Here is a 15844-nt window from a genome sequence, read left to right as displayed (position 1 = left end):
GCGCAATGATAAGCCAGCGGGACAAGCGGCGCCCCGTACAGCTACGATACGGAACAAGCAAAACAGGCAGAAAAAGCCGTTGATTCAGCCAGAAACGAAGTTCACCAAGGTCGGCAACGACCGCGTGGCCTACCAGGTCTTCGGCGAGGGGCCGCGCGACATGGTTTTCTCCAGCGGCCTATGGAGCCATCTCGACCTCCAGCTGGAGGAGCCGAGCTATGCGCGCATCAACCGCCGCATCGCTTCCTTCTGCCGGCTGATCCGCTTCGACCGGCGCGGCTCCGGCGTTTCCGACCCGCGCCCCGATGACGGCGGCTCCATCGACCTGCACTGGGCGCAGGACCTGCTCGCCGTGCTCGAAGCCACCGGCGCAAGAGCGCCGGTACTGGCCGGGACGGTGGACGCCGGGCCGCTGATCCTGAAATTCGTGGAACAGCACCCGCAGCGCTGCTCCGGCCTGATCCTGGGCAGCACCACCGCCAGCCTGCTTCAGGCCGAAGGCTATCCACAGGGCCATTCGCCGAAGGCGGCGAAGCAGCTGTTGGAGCTGGTGGCCGAGAAATGGGGCAGCGAGGAATTCGCCGCGCTATGGGTGCCGAGCCAGGCGCAGAACCCGGCCGTGATGCGCTGGTTCGCCAAATTCCAGCGCGCCATGGCCTCGCCGCGCAAGGTGGTGGAAAACCTCAGCGAAAGCCAGCGGATCGACGCACGCCCGGTGCTGCCGACGGTGCGCGTGCCGACGCTGGTGCTGGGCCGGCGCGAGGCGAAGCTGTTCACCGCCGCGCAATCGCGCTACATCGCCGAGCACATCCCCGGCGCGCAGTATGTCGAGCTGTCCGGCGGCGACGGCGACTTCGCCTGGGATGGCGCCGACGAATACCTGGGCCTGATGGAGGAATTCATCACCGGCCAGCGCCGCGGCAGCCAGCCGGAACGGGTGCTGGCCACGGTCCTGTTCACCGACATGGTCGACTCGACCCGCCTCGCCGCCAAGATCGGCGACGCCGCCTGGCGCCAGGTCCTCGACCGTCACGACCAGGTCGTACGCGGCCAGATCGAACGCTACGGCGGCCGCCTGGTCGACTCCGCCGGCGACGGCGCCCTGTCCATCTTCAACACCCCCGGCAACGCCATCGATTGCGCCCATGCCCTGCACGCCGAGCTGAAGGAACTGAACCTCAAGATCAAGATCCGCGCCGGCCTGCACATCGGCGAACTCGAACTGCGCGAGGACGGCCGCGTCGGCGGCACCGCCGTACACATCGGCGCCCGCGTCCTCGGCCTGGCCCACGGCGGCGACGTGCTGGTGTCGCGCACCGTGCGCGACGTGCTGATCGGATCGCGCTACAAGTTCAAGGAGCGCGGCATCCATGAGCTGAAGGGCGTGCCGAGCAAGTGGCCGCTGTATTCGGTGGAAGCGCCGAAGCGGGATTGAGGGCCGAATTCTCCATGCGTGCCATGCGTGCCAAGGTTTGTTGTTGGCACGCATGCGGCCAGCGCGCTATGTGCCAGCGCATTTTGAACCGGCGGGAAGGACGGAAACCCATTTAAAAATCAGCCGCAGACCGCTTTTGCTGTTGTTTTAGGCTGTTGACGTTGCTTTGCGCTTTTGACGTGGTTTTTGACGTTCCCCCCGTTGCCTGCGCCGAGCATCGCAGTCCGCGGCGACATGGGCTCGCGCCTGTTTGGCGCGAGGCGAGGCAGGATGCCGAAGCGTTTTCAGACAGGCCAGGGATGGCCTGTCTGAAAACCCCGCCGCGGGCGAGAAGCGCAGGGAACCCATCAATCACCGACAGGTGATTGATGGGCGCAGGCTCCGGGGCGGCGCTTCTTTGGTTACTTTCTTGTCGCTGGAGACAAGAAAGTGACCCGCCTTCAAGGCGGAACCGGGCTCTCAGCAAGCGCTGTCAATGCCTCGCGCGCAAGCGCGTACGCGGAGGTTTCAGCGTCCAAAGCGAGTTGATCCAGCACCCAAGTTCACCGAAGCCTGGATTCCGGCTTTCGCCGGAATGACGACGGGAGAGAGGTCCGCGCTTGGCCCCTCCCTCGATACAAATCGCTTTGCGATTCACTCGGGACATTCGGGAAAGCACACCCGCTTCGCGGGCACTCGGGGCGAACGGAGGGTGGTGTTCAGTCAGGTGAAAAGCACCCCTCACCCCGACCCTCTCCCCACATGCGTGGGGAGAGGGGGAACAGCAGGGGGGTCAAACCAAGCCGGGCTTTAGCCCGACGCAGCCAGCAGACGTGCATTGCCGCCAACCGCTGCGGTATTCACCGTCAGCGTGCGTTCGGTGATGAACCGCAGCAGGTAATGCGGCCCACCCGCCTTCGGCCCGGTACCGGACAGTCCCTCACCGCCGAACGGCTGCACCCCGACCACCGCGCCGGTCATGCCGCGATTGATGTAGCAGTTGCCGACATGCGCCAGGGTCTGCACCTTGCGCCAGGTGGATTCGATGCGGCTGTGCACGCCCAGGGTCAGGCCGAATTGCGACTGGTTGATCGACTCGATCACCCGCTCCAGGCCGCGGCCGGGGAAGCGGGCGATGTGCAGGATCGGGCCGAAGTGTTCCTGTTCGAGTTGTTCCAGCTTCTCGATCTCCACCGCCAGCGGCGCGAAGTAGGTGCCGCGGGCACAACTCGCCGGCAGGGCCAGCTGGTGGATGGTCTTGCCGATCCTGCCGATGGCCTCGCCGTGTGCGGCAAGCCGCGCGCGCGCGGTTTCGTCGATGACCGGGCCGACGTCGGTGGCGAGCAGGGCCGGATCGCCGATGCTCAGTTCCTGCATCGCGCCCTTGAGCATGTGGATGGTCTTGTCGGCGATCTCTTCCTGCAGGAACAGCACGCGCAGCGCCGAGCAGCGCTGGCCGGCGGAGTAGAAGGACGAGTACAGCGCGTCCTTCACCACCTGCTCCGGCAGCGCCGAGGAATCGACGATCATCGCGTTCTGGCCGCCGGTCTCGGCGATCAGGGTGGCGATGGGGCCGGTGCGGGCGGCGAGCTTGCGGTTGATCAGCTGCGCCACTTCCACCGAGCCGGTGAAGGCGACGCCGGCGATGCGCGGATCGGCCACCAGTTCGGCGCCGACGTTGCCCTCGCCCAGCACGTTCTGGAAGACGTAGCTGGGCACGCCGGCATCGCGCAGCAGCTGCGCCATCTGCGCGGCGACCAGGTTGGTCTGTTCCGCCGGCTTGGCGATGACCGGGTTGCCGGCCACGAGGGCGGCGGCGATCTGGCCGGTGTAGATGGCCAACGGGAAATTCCACGGGCTGATGCAGACGAACACGCCGCGGCCGTGCAGCTGCAGCTCGTTGTGCTCGCCGGTGGGCCCGGGCAGGGTCTCGGCATGGGCCAGCAGGCGCCGCGCCAGGGCGGCGTAGTAGCGCAGGAAGTCCACCGCTTCGCGCACTTCGGCAAGGGCGTCGAGCACGGTCTTGCCGGCTTCGAGGATCAGCAGGCGCATGAACTCGGCGCGGCGCGCTTCGAGGCGGTCGGCGGCGCGCTCGAGGATGGCGGCGCGGCTTTCCACCGGCGTCGCGTTCCAGCGCGGATAGGCGGCGACGGCGGCGGCCACCACATCGCCCACCTTGCCCGGCTCCAGTGCCAGCCATTCGCCCACCACCTGGTGACGATCGGCGGGGCTGGTGATGGCGCGCACGTCGCCGATGCTGACGGCGCCGTCGTAGATCAGCGAAGCGGCGCGCGGCAGGGACGGCACCGCGGCCAGCTCGCGCGCGAAGGCGGTCTGCAGGGCTTCGTCCGGCAGGTTGAGGCCAGCGGAGTTGCGCCGCGTCGCGCCATACAGCTCGCCCGGCAGCGGCAGCGCGGGATTGGGCTTGACCGCCAGGGCCTTCACCGCGGCGACGGGATCAGCCACCAGCTGCTCGGCGGGAACGGCCTCGTCGAAGATGCGGTTGACGAAAGAGGTGTTGGCGCCGTTCTCCAGCAGGCGCCGCACCAGGTAGGGCAAAAGGTCCTCATGGCTGCCCACCGGCGCGTAGACGCGGCAGGGAATGGCGGCGTCCTCGTGTACCACCTGGTACAGGGCCTCGCCCATGCCGTGCAGGCGCTGGAATTCATAGCCCTGGTCGTTGCCGGCATAGGCGCGCACCGCGGCCACGGTGTGGGCGTTATGCGTAGCCAGCTGCGGATAGAACAGTTCGCGCGCGGCGATCAGGCGGCGCGCGCAGGCCAGATAGGCCACATCGGTATTGGCCTTGCGGGTGAACACCGGGTAGCCCGGCAGGCCCTGCTCCTGGGCGCGCTTGACCTCGGTATCCCAGTAAGCGCCCTTGACCAGGCGCACCGGCATACGGCGGCCGACTTCGCGCACCAGGCCTTCGAGCCACTCGATCACGGCGATGCCGCGCTTCTGGAACGCCTGCACCGCCAGGCCCAGGCCTTCCCAGCCGCGCAGGGAGTGATCGCGGTAGACCGCCTCCAGTACGTCCAGCGACAGCTCCAGGCGGTCGGCTTCCTCGGCGTCGACGGTGAGCCCGATGTCGTGGGCGCGCGCGGCCTGCGCCAGGATCAGCAGCTTGGGCGTCAGCTCGGCCAGCACACGGGCGCGGTTGCCGTATTCGTAGCGCGGATGCAGCGCCGACAGCTTGACCGAGATGCTCGGGCGCAGGAATACCGGCAGGCTGGCGTGATCGCTGCCGAAACTGCCGATGCTGGCGATGGCGGCCTGGTAGGACTTGAAATAACGCTCGGCGTCGGCGGCGGTCAGCGCCGCTTCACCCAGCATGTCGAAGGAATGCAGGTAGGCGCGCTGGTCGCGGCTCTGCGAGCGCTTCAGCGCTTCCTCGATGGTGCGGCCCATGACGAACTGGCTACCCATCATGCGCATGGCGCGGCGCACCGCGACGCGGATCACCGGCTCGCTGCTGCGGTTGATCAGGCGCGACCACACCGAGCGGAAGTTGCCGGGGGTTTCCAGCGGCAGGCGCACGATGCGGCCGGTCAGCATCAGGCCCCAGGTGGAGGCGTTGACGAACAGCGAATCGCTGGCGCCCAGGTGCTTGTCCCAGTCGGCCTCGGACAGCTTGTCGGCGATCAGCTTCTCCGCCGTCTCGTCATCCGGGATGCGCAAGAGCGCCTCGGCCAGGCACATCAGCAGCACACCTTCCTCGGAGGACAGGTCGTACTCGCGCATGAAGGCGTCCAGCGCGCTCTGCGATTCCTTCAGCAGGCGCACCCGCCGCACCCAGTCGGAGGCCTGTTCGATGATACGGCCGCTCAGCTCGGGCGGCGGTTCGGCGATGGCCAGCAGGCGGTTGACCAGGGCGGTCTCGTCGGCGAGGTACAGCTCGGTGATCGCGGCACGCAGCGGCGTGCGCGCCGGCAGGGGCTCCGCGAACAGGAAAGACGGTTGGGGATTGGGCATTTGCATGCGAGAAGGAATGGGAATATTCCCATTTTCGCATGCCGCAACCCCGGGCGGAGGGGCCGGGGAAGCCAGAACGTAGGGGGGTCCTACAGGTCGGTGCGGACCAGCCCCATGCGGGCAGCCTCCAGCGCGGCTTCGGCCCGGCTGGAGATATTGAGCTTGCGATAGATGGCCTTGATGAAGCCGGCGGCGGTATGGCGGGTCACGCCCAGTTGCTGCGCCACGTCCGGCAGGCGGAAACCCTTGGCGATCAGCACCAGGGTTTCGCGTTCGCGCGCGGTCAGTCGCGCCTCTTCGGAGGCATTCTGGGTCAGCTCGTCGCTGAATACGCGCAGCAGGCGCTGGGCGATGGCGGGCGACAGCGGTGGCTCGCCGCCGCCGATGGCCTGCAGGGCCGCGACCACGCGGTCGATCGGCTGGTCCTTGAGCAGGTAGCCCTGAGCGCCGGCGCGCAGCGCCGGAAACAGGTGGCGGTCGTCGGCATAGATGGTGGCGACGATGCAACGGCAGGACGGATAGGCGCGGGTGAATTCGCGGATCAGGTCGACACCGGAACCATCGGGCAGATCGAGATCGACCAGGGCGATGTCGGGTTCGGTTTTCAGAGCGGCGGCGCGGGCTTCCTGCAGGGTTTCGGCGGTGATGGCGACAATTCCGGGGAAGGCTTCCGTCAATACCCGCGCAAGCCACTGCGCCGAGGCGGCAAGATCCTCCACCACCAACCCGTGCCGCATCTCCGCCACTCCCAGAAATTGTCTGCGCTGCGTCACAGTGTCGTCCTCATCCTTGATTCTAGTCACCCCCTGAAAAGGGGTGGATAAGCCGTGATACCCGGCCATGGCGGTTTTAACGCAATAACGGCGTATAGGGAATTGCCGGGCGTGTAAAGAAACGGTTAAGCGCCTATCGGTGAAGCGGTCACGCGTGCAAGGGCAGGCGGATGACCACCCGGGTGCTGCCGCTGTCGCCATGCAGTGTAAGGCTGCCGCCGAGGCGCTGCATGCGCTGGTCCATGCCGCGCAGACCCAGGCCGCTGCGCCACTGCTCGGGCGGCGCCGTCGCGCCGTCGTTGACCACGGTGATTTCCAGCGCCTGTTCGACGATGGCGACGTCGATGCCGATGCGTGTCGGCGCGGCATGGCGCAGGGCATTGCTCAGCGCCTCGCGCAGCACCCGCGCCAGGTTGAGCTGCTGCGGCGCATCGAGCAGCGTGGTCGCGAGCAAGGCACGCTCGGTCCAGACCAGTTGCACGCCGCTGGCCTCGCAGCGTTCGCCCGCCTCGGCGCGCCAGTGCGCCAGACAATTGCCGACGGACTGCGGCCGCGCGCCCAGGCCGTAGACCGTCAACCGCAAGCTGGCCAGCACTTCGCGGATCGACTGCGCCGCCTCGCCTTCCGAGCGGTGCAGCAAAGTCAGCAGGCGCGCGCCGATATCGTCGTGCAGGTCCTGCGCCACGCGCGCGCGCTCCTGCTCGATGCTGCGCTCCACCGCCACCTGGTAGGCGGCGACGCGATCCAGCACCGCGCGCACCGCCGAGGCGACCTGCACATCGCGGCGCGTGAACAGTCGCTGGCCGTCGCCGGCGAAGCGCGCCTCCCAGGCCGGCAGCGCGCCGATACCCGGCACGCGCAGGGCCAGGCCGTTTTCGGCGATGGCCACTTCCGTCTGCGGCGTCTGCTGCGGATGCAGCGACAGCGGGTTGAACAGCTGCCGCAGCGCTTCCGGCAGCAGCTCGTCCACGGCATAGGCATTCGGCGCCAGCACGTCGCGCAGCAGGCTCGGCACGTCGTCGACGCGCAGCTGCCGGGCGCCGGTGAGGAAGCGCGACATCAGCCACTGCCGCGCCGGGAAATACATCCAGCCGGAGAGGATCAGCGAGGCCGCGAGCGCGGCCGGCGCCTCGAAATGCAGGGCGGCGGCGAAGATCACGTCCAGCACCACCACCGAGAAGCCGCCCACCACCAGCACCACCGCGCGGAACCACCAGGTTTCCAGGTCGAACAGGCGGTAACGCGAGATGCCCAGCGCCAGGCCCACCGAATTGAGCAGCAGGAAGCCGAAGGCGTAGGCCTGCAGGCTGCCGCTGTCGATGCCGGCCATGGCCGGCACCGACACCAGCGCCAGCACCGCGCCGCTGCCGACGAACCAGGACAGGAGGAACCACTGCAACGCGGCGCGCCGCAGCGGATCGCCACGCGCGGCACGCCACTGAAAGACGGCCAGCGACCAGCTGCACACATAGCCCAGGATGATGACGGCCTGCTGGAACAGATTGCCGAAGGGCAGCCATTGCAGGAAGTCGGCCAGCCACACCAGCAGGCAGCCGGCGATCAGCCAGGGCGCGGGCCTTGCCCGGCCCAGCGGATGCGGGTAGTGCCACATCACCGCGGCGAAGGCGCCGATGGTCAACAAGGCGCCGAAGTGGTTGACGCTCGACAGCGTCCGGAACAGCTCGCCGGGCAGCGCCAGCTCGCGCGAACTGTAGATGGCGGCGCTTCCGGCCATGAGCAGCGCACCGAAGCCGGTCACCGCGCAGTAGCGGGCGACGGCCTGCTCCGGGCGGAAGGCGAAGATGGCGGCGCCGGTGATCCAGCAACCCACTGCGCAGACCAGCTGCAGCCAGAAGATGAAAGGCAGATCGGACAGGGGGCGGTGCCGCGCCGGCCGCAGCGTGGCAATGCGGCCGTCGGCGGCGTGCAGTTCCATCTCGGGCGCGCGCTGGATGGCGGCGATCTGCTGCTGCCTCTGGAAGAAGGCGTTGAACGCCGGGTAGCCGATGAACATCGAATCCGGCTCCTCCGAGAGATCGTCTCCGCGCAGGGCGAAAGGCTGACCGCCGGCGGTGGAGATGGCGGCGATGACGGTGCCCGGCTCGAATGGCTCGGGCTGGATGTCGGCTTCGTACAGCATGGGCGGCCGATCGGCGCCGACGCTGTGCAGCTCGATGCCGGGATGCGGCCGGCCGGAGGCAAGTTCCAGGCACAGCACGATGGTGGCCAGCGACAGCGCCACGGCAAAGCCGATCGCCCGCGAGGGCGGCAGGGCGCGGGCCTGGCTGGCGCTATCGGGGCTGGCGGCAAGGCTGCTCATTGCTGCGACTGTAGCGAGGCCGCCGGCCCGGCGCCATGCCGCAGCGCACAGTAGCGAGGCAACCGCGGCCGCTTTAGACTCCGCTGCCCACGCCTTTTGCGCGCTCCATGTCCGTTTCCCCGCAAGATACCCTCCTGGTATTCGTCACCTGCCCTGCCGCCGCCGCCGATGCCCTGGCCGGCGCCTTGGTGGAGGCGCGGCTGGCCGCTTGCGTCCATCTGCTGCCGGCGGGCCGCTCGATATACCGCTGGCAGGGGACGGTGGAACGCGCCGAGGAGGTCCAGCTCATCGCCAAGACCAGCCAGGCCCGCTATACGGAGCTGGAGGCGGAAGTGCGGCGGCTCCATCCTTACGAACTTCCCGAAGTGGTTGCGGTCAATCTGGCTTGCGGGCTGCCCGCCTACCTGCAATGGATCCACGATTCAACCACATGAAAAACGCCGCGCTCTGCATGGCGATCGGTGCCGCCCTGCTCACCGGCACGGCGGCGGCGGACGGCTTTTGGCCGAAAAAGGACGGAGCAGCCGCCGGCGCCAGCCATGAACTGCTGAAAGCCGACCAGGCCTTCCAGCTGCTGGCCGCGGAACGCGAGGGGAATTCCCTCAAGGTAAGCTGGGAAATCGCCCCGGGATACTATCTGTACCGCAAGCGGATCGCCTTCCTGGCGCTGGCCCCGGAGGGTGCGCGGCTGGACACGCCGGAACTGCCCAGGGGCGAGCCGATCCAGGACGAACATGAAGGCAAGACCGAGATCTACCGGGGCAGCCTGAAGGCGGACCTGCACTGGCCGCAGGGCGCCGCCGCGCCGCAGCGGCTGCGGGTGAGCTATCAGGGCTGCGCCGAAGCCGGCGTGTGTTATCCGCCGCAGAGCAGGACGATCGATGTGATCGACCTGTCGCACTAACTTAATATTCCGAGAACACAATGCGTTCCATCATCCTGATTGTGGTTGCCTGCATCATCGCGGCGGCGGCGGGTTACGGCTTCTACCGCTACGCGCACGAGGGCACGGTCGCCGCCGAACCCCTGCCGGCCGGCCTGCAATTGAGTGGCCTGGACGGCAAGCCGCACGGCTTCGAGGAATGGCGCGGCAAGCTGCTGCTGGTGAATTTCTGGGCTACCTGGTGCACGCCCTGCCTGCACGAGATTCCGGAGCTGGTGAAGTTGCAGAAGCAGTACGCGGCACGCGGCTTGCAGATCGTAGGGCCTGCGGTGGATGATCCCGATGCGGTGCGCAGCATGCTGGGCCCGCTCGGCATCAACTACCCTGTACTGTCGGGTACGCCGGATTCCATGATCGATATCATGGAAAAGCTCGGCAACGGTCCGGGCGGCCTGCCGTTCTCGATCCTGGTCAGCCCGGACGGCCTGATCCTGGATCGCCAGCTGGGTGAATTCACTCCGGCGCAGCTGGTCAAGCTGATCGAAAGCCACCTCCCTCCGGCCGCTGCTCAGTAGCTCGAATCTGCGCCTAACCGCTGCCATCATGCGGCGATAATCGCTTAACTTCGCTTCCGTGTTGTTTCCGGAAGACGATTCATGCACAATGCGGCGACACCTTGACGAGCGCATTGCGTGAGCCGATTGCTGCTGCTGAATGGCCCCAACCTGAACCTGCTCGGTACGCGCGAGCCCGGGGTCTACGGCACGCAGACGCTGGCGCAGATCGAGGCCGGCCTGAGCGGGGAAGCGCAGCGACTGGGGCATGTGCTGGACTGCTTCCAGGGCAATCATGAAGGCCTGCTGATCGAACGCATCCACCAGGCGCGGCAGGATGGGGCGGCATTCATCCTGTTCAATCCGGGCGGCTTCACCCACACCAGCGTCGCCTTGCGCGATGCCCTGCTGGGGGTGGCGATTCCGTTCATCGAGATTCACCTGTCGAACGTCCACGCACGCGAGACATTCCGCCACAAATCCTACTTTTCGGATATCGCCGCCGGCGTGATCCTCGGCCTGGGGCCGCTGGGTTACCGGCTGGCGCTGCTGGCCGCGCACGAGCGGCTCCAGCAGATCTGACCCACACAAAACCGACATCAAGTAATACCAGGGAGACAGCAAGGCCATGGACCTGCGCAAAATCAAGACCCTCATCGAACTCGTCGAGGAATCCGGCATCTCCGAACTGGAGGTCAAGGAGGGCGAGGAATCCGTCCGCATCAGCCGCCAGCCCACCGGCGCGCCGATGCCGGCACAGTATTACGCGCCGCCTCCGCAACAGCTGACGGCACCGGCGCCCGCTCCGGCGGCTACCCCCGCACCCGCGCCCGTGGCCGCCGCACCGGCCGCGCCGGCGCCGAAGGCCGCGGACAACCGCCATATCGTCAAGTCGCCGATGGTCGGCACCTTCTACCGTTCGCCCTCGCCGGGCGCCAAGTCGTTCGTCGAAGTGGGCCAGACGGTCAAGGCCGGACAGACCCTGTGCATCATCGAGGCGATGAAGATGCTCAACCAGATCGAGGCCGATCGCGCCGGCGTGGTGGTCGAGGTGCTGGCCGACAACGAGAAGCCGGTCGAATTCGATCAGCCCCTTTTCGCAATAGATCCGGCGTAGTGAACATCCTGTTCAAGCACCCGGCCATCCATGGCCGGGACTATTCAAATAATCAGGTCAGCGAAATCCACACGCGGTTGCGCTGACATCGCAGGGTGGTGCTACTTATATGTTCCAGAAAATCCTGATCGCCAACCGTGGCGAGATCGCGCTGCGCATCCTGCGCTGCTGCCGCGAGTTGGGCATCAAGACGGTGGCGGTGCACTCCACCGCCGACCGCGACCTCAAGCATGTGCGCCTGGCCGACGAGACCGTGTGCATCGGCCCGGCGCCGGCCACCGGCAGCTACCTCAACATGGCGGCGATCATCAGCGCCGCCGAGGTCACCGAGGCGGATGCGATCCATCCCGGCTACGGCTTCATGTCGGAAAACGCCGACTTCGCCGAAAGCGTGGAGAAGAGCGGCTTCGTCTTCATCGGCCCGCGCTCGGAAACGATCCGCCTGATGGGCGGCAAGACCACCGCCAAGGCCGAGATGATCGCCGCCGGCGTGCCCTGCGTGCCCGGCTCCGACGGCATCCTGCCGGACGACGAGGCCAAGTGCCGCGAGACGGCCGCCAAGGTCGGTTACCCGGTGCTGATCAAGGCCGCCGCCGGCGGCGGCGGCCGCGGCATGCACGTGGTGCGCAGGGAAGAGGATCTGATCCACTCGATCCAGCTGGCCCGCAACGAGGCGCTGCAGGCGTTCAAGGACGGCTCGGTGTTCCTGGAGAAGTATCTCGAGGTGCCGCGCCATATCGAGATCCAGGTGCTGGCCGACGAGCACGGCAACGCCGTCTACCTGGGCGAGCGCGACTGCTCGATGCAGCGCCGCAACCAGAAGGTGGTGGAAGAGGCCCTGGCGCCGCACATCACGCAGGCGCAGCGCGAGGAAATCGGCAAGCTCTGCACCGACGCCTGCAGGCGCATCGGCTACCGCGGCGCCGGCACCATGGAATTCCTCTACGACAACGGCCGCTTCTACTTCATCGAGATGAACACCCGCATCCAGGTGGAGCATCCGGTGACGGAGATGGTCACCGGCATCGACCTGATCCGCCAGCAGATCATGGTGGCGGCCGGCGAGCCGCTGCCGTTCCGGCAGGAGGACATCCAGTTGCGCGGCCACGCCATCGAGTGCCGCATCAACGCCGAAGACCCGTTCAAGTTCATTCCCTCGCCGGGCGAGGTGAAGAAGTACCATGCGCCCGGCGGGCCGGGCATCCGCATGGACTCGCACGTCTACGCCGGCTATCGCGTGCCGCCGAACTACGATTCGATGATCGGCAAGCTGATCGCCTATGGCCCGACGCGCGAGTCGGCCATCGCCCGCATGCGCACGGCGCTGGCGGAGATGATCGTGGAAGGCATCCACACCAATATCCCGCTGCAGCGCAAAATCCTCGAAGACGAGGTGTTCGTGCGCGGCGAGCACCACATCCACTATCTCGGCGAGCGGATACCGGAGTGGGCGGCGGAGCAGTGAAGCAGTGGTTAGTGGTTAGTGGTCAGTGATTAGTGGTTAGTAAAGACGGAATCCGGCCACTCCACTGCTTTTGCTTTTACTAACCACTAGTCACTAACCACTAATCACTGCCTTTATGTGGAACGAACTTCTCGTCGCCAGCCGCTATCCCGATTTCGCCGAGGAGGCGCTGCTGGCGCAGGGCGCGGTCTCCGTCACCATGACCGACGCCGCCGACGAACCGGTGCTGGAACCGGCGCCGGGCGCGACGCCGTTGTGGCCGCATACCATCACGCGCGGCCTGTTCCATCCGGAGATCGACCTGGAGCAGGTGCGCAAGGTGTTGCGCGACTTGCTGCCCGACGGCGACGAGCTGGTGTTCGAGCTGCGCACGGTGGAGGACAAGGACTGGATCAACGCCTGGCTGCAGCATGCCAAGCCGATGCGCTTCGGCGCGGCGGAGACGCCGGGGCTGTGGATCTGTCCCAGCGGCCACCGCATCGAGGAAGCGGGCGCCACCGTGGTGCAGCTCGATCCGGGCCTGGCCTTCGGCACCGGCACCCATCCCAGCACCGCGATGTGCCTGCAATGGCTGGCACTGCACACGCTGGCCGGCAAGCGCGTGCTCGATTACGGCTGTGGTTCGGGCATCCTGGCCATCGCTGCGCTGAAACGGGGCGCGGTGCATGCTGATGCAGTGGACATCGATCCGCAAGCCCTCATCGCGACCGTCGGCAACGCCCAACTCAATGATGTGCATGAGCGTTTGCGTTGCGCGAGCGTTGAACAATTCACTGAACAAGCTGTGGATCAACCTGTGGACATCGTGTTGGCGAATATTCTGGCCAAGCCGCTGATGCAGCTCGCGCCGATGCTGGCGCAGCGGGTCCGCGCCGGCGGCAACATCGTCCTCGCCGGGGTGCTGCAATCGCAGGCGGACGAGGTGCGCGGCGCTTATGCGCCGTGGTTCGACTTCGACGAGGACAGCCACCAGGAAGACTGGGCGCGCATCAGCGGCACGCGGCGTGTGACGTCGTCGTGATTTGATGACTGTAACGTGACGAACGGTGCTTTCGCTGCCGCAACGACTTGAGTATTATCGCCTCCCCGTTTTTCGATCTGGCCAAAAAGTGTCCACGGACGGAGGCAGAGCCGGACGATCGAACGGGTTAATTTCAAGCATCGCACCGGCCTGACCGAATGACGCTGTCGTCAACGATTCGGCTTGTTGAATCATTGGAATCAATGGATGGTCGCGGCCCCCGCCGCGCGTAGTCCGCCTGAAGGAGGCCAGCAAGGATGTTGCGGGCCTTATCGATAACAACCATGACAAACAGGGCTGCATCATTCTCTTGTATGTCCAAATCTGACGACAACAAAGCGCTCTGCCACTCGGTGGCGGACTGCCTCGACGAATATTTCAGTACGCTCAACGGCCATGCGCCGAAGGATCTGTACGAAACGATCCTCGGCCAGGTGGAGCCGCCGCTGCTGCGCGCCACGCTGCGTTACTGCGACGGCAACCAGTCCCGGGCCGCGGACCTGCTCGGCCTCAACCGCGCCACGCTGCGCAAGAAACTGAGCCAGTACAAGATCGCCGCACGCTCCGACCGCTCATCCGATCACCAATCCGACCGATCCACCGACCTGCCGTCCGACGCGTCGTACGTCCGATGAGCGCGCTCAAGCCGCGCCGCGCCCTGCTGTCGGTTTCCGACAAACACGGCCTGATCGAATTCGCCGCGCAGCTGGCGGCGCACGGCGTCGAACTGATCTCCACCGGCGGCACCTGGAAGTCGCTGCACGCCGCCGGCATCGCGGCGCAGGAAGTGTCCGATGTCACCGGCTTCCCGGAGATCATGGACGGCCGCGTCAAGACGCTGCATCCGAAGATCCACGGCGGCATCCTGGCGCGCCGCGGCACCGACGAAGCGGTGATGGCCGAGCACGGCATCACGGCGATCGACCTGATCGTGGTCAATCTGTATCCCTTCGAGCAGACCGTGGCCAAGCCCGGCGTCAGCGTCGCCGAGGCGATCGAGAACATCGACATCGGCGGCCCGGCGATGGTGCGCGCCTCCGCCAAGAATCATGATCACGTCGCCATCGTGGTCGACCCGGCCGACTACGCCGCGGTGCTGGCCGCGCTGGACGGCGGCGGCATCGGCGACACCATGCGCCGCACCCTGGCGACCAAGGCCTTTGCCCACACCTCGCGTTACGACGCGGCGGTGGCGGCCTACCTCTCCAGCCTGGAAGCCGACGGCACGCGCGATTTCTTCCCCGGCGTGCTAGGCCTGCAATTCGACAAGAAGCAGGTGATGCGCTACGGCGAGAACCCGCACCAGCGCGCCGCGTTCTATACCGAACGCAATGCGCCGCTGGGCAGCGTCGGCGCCGCGCACCAGATCCAGGGCAAGGAACTGTCCTACAACAACCTGGCCGACGCCGACGCCGCGCTGGAATGCGTCAAGTCCTTCGTCAAGCCGGCCTGCGTCATCGTCAAGCATGCCAATCCCTGCGGCGTGGCGGTGAGCCTGGACGGCATCGGCAAGGCCTATGACCTGGCCTACCAGACCGATCCGACTTCAGCCTTCGGCGGCATCATCGCCTTCAACCGCGAGCTCGACGCCGCCACCGCGCAGGCCATCGTCGACCGCCAATTCGTCGAGGTGATCATCGCGCCGCTGGTGTCCGAAGCGGCAAAGAAGGTGGTCGCCGCCAAGCAGAACGTGCGCCTGCTCGAAACCGGCCCCTGGCCGGACGAGCCCGCGCCGGCGCTGGACTACAAGCGCGTCGGCGGCGGCCTGCTGGTGCAGGACCGCGACGCCCACCGCATCAAGGTGGAAGAGCTGAAGGTGGTGACCAGGCGGGCGCCGACCGAGGCCGAGCTGCATGACCTGGTGTTCGCCTGGAAAGTGGCGACCTTCGTCAAATCCAACGCCATCGTCTATGCCCGCAACCGCCAGACCATCGGCGTCGGCGCCGGCCAAATGAGCCGGGTCTACTCGGCGAAAATCGCCGGCATCAAGGCCGCCGACGAGAAGCTGACGGTGGCCGGTTCGGTGATGGCCAGTGACGCCTTCTTCCCGTTCCGCGACGGCATCGACGCCGCCGCTGCCGCCGGCATCCGCGCGGTGATTCAGCCGGGCGGCTCGATGCGCGACGGCGAAGTCATCGCCGCCGCCGACGAGCACGATATGGCGATGGTGTTCACGGGCATCCGGCACTTCAGGCACTGATTGCCGGGAACCGTTTTCGCAAGGCACCTCTCGCCTGCCTGGTCGCGAGGTGTCGCGATTCGCTGCGCTCATCCCGACCCGGGCCAATTCAGAACGCTCCCTCTCCAGTTCGATCCTCTTCC

The 15844-nt window shown here is 66.8% G+C and carries 13 protein-coding genes; 10 read left to right on the top strand and 3 right to left on the bottom strand.

The window, feature by feature from the left end:
* Positions 1 to 79: 79 nt before the first annotated feature.
* Positions 80 to 1435, top strand: coding sequence for an adenylate/guanylate cyclase domain-containing protein (locus BP26_RS0104125; protein WP_036516121.1), 1356 nt, complete (start codon positions 80 to 82; stop codon positions 1433 to 1435).
* Between the two features lie 789 nt (positions 1436 to 2224).
* Here the strand turns inward: BP26_RS0104125 and putA are convergent.
* From putA to BP26_RS0104110, 3 genes are all read right to left on the bottom strand, one after another.
* Positions 2225 to 5389 (bottom strand): bifunctional proline dehydrogenase/L-glutamate gamma-semialdehyde dehydrogenase PutA, encoded by a 3165-nt coding sequence (gene putA / locus BP26_RS0104120; protein ID WP_051748243.1) that lies wholly within the window; start codon positions 5387 to 5389, stop codon positions 2225 to 2227.
* An 89-nt stretch (positions 5390 to 5478) separates the two neighbouring features.
* The gene (locus BP26_RS0104115; protein ID WP_029919314.1) at positions 5479 to 6126 is read right to left on the bottom strand and encodes a response regulator transcription factor; all 648 of its coding nucleotides are present in this window, start codon (positions 6124 to 6126) and stop codon (positions 5479 to 5481) included.
* 184 nt (positions 6127 to 6310) lie between these two features.
* Positions 6311 to 8482: a sensor histidine kinase gene (locus BP26_RS0104110; protein WP_029919313.1), complete on the bottom strand. Its 2172-nt coding sequence runs from the start codon at positions 8480 to 8482 to the stop codon at positions 6311 to 6313.
* A gap of 107 nt (positions 8483 to 8589) precedes the next feature.
* Here BP26_RS0104110 and cutA point away from each other — a divergent pair, with 107 nt between their 5' ends.
* The 9 genes from cutA (at position 8590) to purH (ending at position 15722) form a co-directional block, all read left to right on the top strand.
* Entirely contained in the window at positions 8590 to 8916 is a 327-nt protein-coding gene (cutA, locus tag BP26_RS0104105; protein WP_029919312.1) for a divalent-cation tolerance protein CutA, read from the top strand.
* Positions 8913 to 9386: a protein-disulfide reductase DsbD domain-containing protein gene (locus BP26_RS0104100; protein ID WP_029919311.1), complete on the top strand. Its 474-nt coding sequence runs from the start codon at positions 8913 to 8915 to the stop codon at positions 9384 to 9386. Before cutA ends, BP26_RS0104100 begins: the two co-directional genes overlap by 4 nt.
* A 20-nt stretch (positions 9387 to 9406) precedes the next feature.
* On the top strand, positions 9407 to 9940 hold the full coding sequence (locus BP26_RS0104095; protein ID WP_029919310.1) for a TlpA family protein disulfide reductase: 534 nt from the start codon (positions 9407 to 9409) through the stop codon (positions 9938 to 9940).
* Positions 9941 to 10057: 117 nt separating this feature from the next.
* A complete protein-coding gene (gene aroQ, locus BP26_RS0104090) occupies positions 10058 to 10501 on the top strand; it encodes a type II 3-dehydroquinate dehydratase (RefSeq protein ID WP_029919309.1) in 444 nt (147 codons plus the stop codon).
* Positions 10502 to 10547: 46 nt separating this feature from the next.
* Positions 10548 to 11036 (top strand): acetyl-CoA carboxylase biotin carboxyl carrier protein, encoded by a 489-nt coding sequence (accB, locus tag BP26_RS0104085; protein ID WP_029919308.1) that lies wholly within the window; start codon positions 10548 to 10550, stop codon positions 11034 to 11036.
* A gap of 109 nt (positions 11037 to 11145) precedes the next feature.
* Complete coding sequence (gene accC / locus BP26_RS0104075; RefSeq protein WP_029919307.1) at positions 11146 to 12501, top strand: acetyl-CoA carboxylase biotin carboxylase subunit; 1356 nt, start codon at positions 11146 to 11148, stop codon at positions 12499 to 12501.
* 115 nt (positions 12502 to 12616) lie between these two features.
* Positions 12617 to 13522, top strand: coding sequence for a 50S ribosomal protein L11 methyltransferase (gene prmA, locus BP26_RS0104070; RefSeq protein WP_029919306.1), 906 nt, complete (start codon positions 12617 to 12619; stop codon positions 13520 to 13522).
* A 314-nt stretch (positions 13523 to 13836) separates the two neighbouring features.
* On the top strand, positions 13837 to 14157 hold the full coding sequence (locus tag BP26_RS0104065) for a helix-turn-helix domain-containing protein (RefSeq protein WP_084182785.1): 321 nt from the start codon (positions 13837 to 13839) through the stop codon (positions 14155 to 14157).
* Complete coding sequence (purH, locus tag BP26_RS0104060; RefSeq protein WP_029919304.1) at positions 14154 to 15722, top strand: bifunctional phosphoribosylaminoimidazolecarboxamide formyltransferase/IMP cyclohydrolase; 1569 nt, start codon at positions 14154 to 14156, stop codon at positions 15720 to 15722. Before BP26_RS0104065 ends, purH begins: the two co-directional genes overlap by 4 nt.
* Positions 15723 to 15844: the final 122 nt, after the last annotated feature.

Origin of the sequence: Nevskia soli DSM 19509, from assembly GCF_000711955.1 — a bacterium.
Classification (GTDB): Bacteria; Pseudomonadota; Gammaproteobacteria; order Nevskiales; family Nevskiaceae; genus Nevskia; species Nevskia soli.
This window is presented reverse-complemented; position numbering and strand designations above follow the sequence as displayed.

What these genes read in the sequence shown, in the direction of transcription:
- putA (WP_051748243.1), bottom strand. Translation starts at nt 5,389, where the DNA reads ATGCCCAATCCCCAACCGTCTTTCCTGTTCGCGGAGCCCCTGCCGGCG.
- BP26_RS0104115 (WP_029919314.1), bottom strand. Translation starts at nt 6,126, where the DNA reads ATGCGGCACGGGTTGGTGGTGGAGGATCTTGCCGCCTCGGCGCAGTGG.
- BP26_RS0104110 (WP_029919313.1), bottom strand. Translation starts at nt 8,482, where the DNA reads ATGAGCAGCCTTGCCGCCAGCCCCGATAGCGCCAGCCAGGCCCGCGCC.
- cutA (WP_029919312.1), top strand. Translation starts at nt 8,590, where the DNA reads ATGTCCGTTTCCCCGCAAGATACCCTCCTGGTATTCGTCACCTGCCCT.
- BP26_RS0104100 (WP_029919311.1), top strand. Translation starts at nt 8,913, where the DNA reads ATGAAAAACGCCGCGCTCTGCATGGCGATCGGTGCCGCCCTGCTCACC.
- BP26_RS0104095 (WP_029919310.1), top strand. Translation starts at nt 9,407, where the DNA reads ATGCGTTCCATCATCCTGATTGTGGTTGCCTGCATCATCGCGGCGGCG.
- accB (WP_029919308.1), top strand. Translation starts at nt 10,548, where the DNA reads ATGGACCTGCGCAAAATCAAGACCCTCATCGAACTCGTCGAGGAATCC.
- accC (WP_029919307.1), top strand. Translation starts at nt 11,146, where the DNA reads ATGTTCCAGAAAATCCTGATCGCCAACCGTGGCGAGATCGCGCTGCGC.
- prmA (WP_029919306.1), top strand. Translation starts at nt 12,617, where the DNA reads ATGTGGAACGAACTTCTCGTCGCCAGCCGCTATCCCGATTTCGCCGAG.
- BP26_RS0104065 (WP_084182785.1), top strand. Translation starts at nt 13,837, where the DNA reads ATGTCCAAATCTGACGACAACAAAGCGCTCTGCCACTCGGTGGCGGAC.
- purH (WP_029919304.1), top strand. Translation starts at nt 14,154, where the DNA reads ATGAGCGCGCTCAAGCCGCGCCGCGCCCTGCTGTCGGTTTCCGACAAA.